Raw genomic sequence first — 1,075 nt, 5'->3', positions numbered from 1 at the left:
CATCAAAGCCCAGAAAAACCGCACGATGGCAATCCGGCAATCGCGTGTCATCCCTGAAACCGGAGAATATCTTGGCAATCTCGATTTTGCGTATTCGGTTTCCGGCAATGCGGTATGGAAACCGGTGCGCGTGTATAACGACGGCCAGAAAACCATTATTCAGATGCCGCGAATCATGGCACAGACTGAAGCGCCGACTTTGTTGCTGCTCAACAAGAAAGGCGGCCTGTTCAGGAAAGACGATACGGTCATGGTCAATTACCGGCTGCAGGGTGACCGCTATATCGTGGATGCATTATTCGACCAGGCAATCCTGGTGGCAGGCGCCGGTAACAATCAAAGCCGCGTGACGGTTACACGGGGGAATTGATCATGATGCTACGATTATCTATAGTTAAAACCGATAACTATTTAGCCTATAAACTTGTTCTGATTGGTGCAGCTATATTGCTCTTGCTGGGCGGCTGTGTAATGACACAACCGTATGGCAGTTTTATCCAGAATCCGTCACCGGCGTTCAGCCGGTACAGCCAAGTCATGGCGGATGATGTGACAGACCAGATCGGACGGCTATATCCGGCTGCCAGCACACAATTCGCTCTGCAGCATCCTGCGAGCGATCCTTTCGGTCAAGCATTGATCGACAACTTGCGCATGCAGGGATATGCCGTGCAGGAAACGGTGAAACAAGATCATCCGTTATTGGCGGTTGTGCTATCCAAACCGATCGATGAAGCGGATGAACACGCTCAGCAGATTACACAAGATGAGGCCAGGCCGGGCCTGGCATTACGCTATATCATCAATCGCTCCGATGATCTGTATCATGTCAGCATCCTGATCGAAGATCTGAAACTGACACGTGCTTTCGTAGTGCATTCCGGACAGATCGAACCCGCGGGCTCGTGGGCGCGCAGGCAACAGGAGCATTGAGGATGTCAACGGATAAGCGGCTATCGCCGGACACATCGCCTGACACGGTTGCCAAAAGCGTGGGTGTGGGCGTGGGCGTGCGCCGCGTCAACAATCTGCCGCTTTATATCTTCGGCGCCATCATGCTGATATTTATGCTACT

2 protein-coding genes are annotated in these 1,075 nt (G+C 52.2%); both read left to right on the top strand.

Annotated elements, in window-relative coordinates:
* Positions 1-370, top strand: a 370-nt coding sequence (locus C8R30_RS15690; RefSeq protein ID WP_181258770.1) for a TrbG/VirB9 family P-type conjugative transfer protein, incomplete at its 5' end; no start/stop codon positions are given.
* A 2-nt stretch (positions 371-372) separates the two neighbouring features.
* Positions 373-933 carry a conjugal transfer protein TrbH gene (locus tag C8R30_RS15685; RefSeq protein WP_258192094.1) on the top strand — a complete coding sequence of 187 codons (561 nt, stop codon included), beginning with the start codon at positions 373-375 and terminating at the stop codon, positions 931-933.
* Positions 934-1,075 lie beyond the last annotated feature (142 nt).

The sequence above is a fragment of the Nitrosomonas nitrosa genome, assembly GCF_003051105.1.
Classification (GTDB): Bacteria; Pseudomonadota; Gammaproteobacteria; order Burkholderiales; family Nitrosomonadaceae; genus Nitrosomonas; species Nitrosomonas nitrosa.
This window is presented reverse-complemented; position numbering and strand designations above follow the sequence as displayed.

What these genes read in the sequence shown, in the direction of transcription:
- C8R30_RS15685 (WP_258192094.1), top strand. Translation starts at nt 373, where the DNA reads ATGATGCTACGATTATCTATAGTTAAAACCGATAACTATTTAGCCTAT.